Genomic DNA, 406 nt, shown 5'->3' with positions numbered 1-406 from the left:
CCATTTGTATCAGCTGCTTGAACTTTAACTGGGACAACATCACCTGAATAAGATTTATCTGTCGGTGTGAAAGTCACAACTCCTGTTTCTTTATCAACTGTATATGTACCGATTACATCACCTGCTGGTGATTTCGCTTCTACTGATGCTGCAGGTTGACCATTTTCATCAAGAAGAGTAATCGAATCCTTATTAATTGGAGCTACTTCATCACCTTCAGTGAAGGTTACAGTTCCAGTTTGAACAAGGCCTTGAGGACCAGTTGATTCTGCTGGAGTTGCAGTTGGGTTAACTGGGGTTACGGTTGGTGTATAAGTTGCAGAAGCCTTAGTGCCATTCTTATCTTCACGGACAACTGTCACGGCTGGTGCTTCACCAGTGAATGATTTTTCTGGAACAAAGGTTA

Annotated in this window: 1 protein-coding gene; it reads right to left on the bottom strand. The window is 42.4% G+C overall.

Features of this window, described 5'->3' with window-relative positions; translation table 11 throughout:
• Positions 1-406, bottom strand: a 406-nt coding sequence (locus tag HMPREF2979_RS10445) for a hypothetical protein (protein WP_261787299.1), incomplete at both ends; no start/stop codon positions are given.

The sequence above is a fragment of the Streptococcus sp. HMSC078H12 genome (genome assembly GCF_001814615.1).
Taxonomy (GTDB): domain Bacteria; phylum Bacillota; class Bacilli; order Lactobacillales; family Streptococcaceae; genus Streptococcus; species Streptococcus salivarius_F.
The sequence above is the reverse complement of the archived record's forward strand: the minus strand, read 5'-3'. Positions and strand labels throughout refer to the sequence as shown.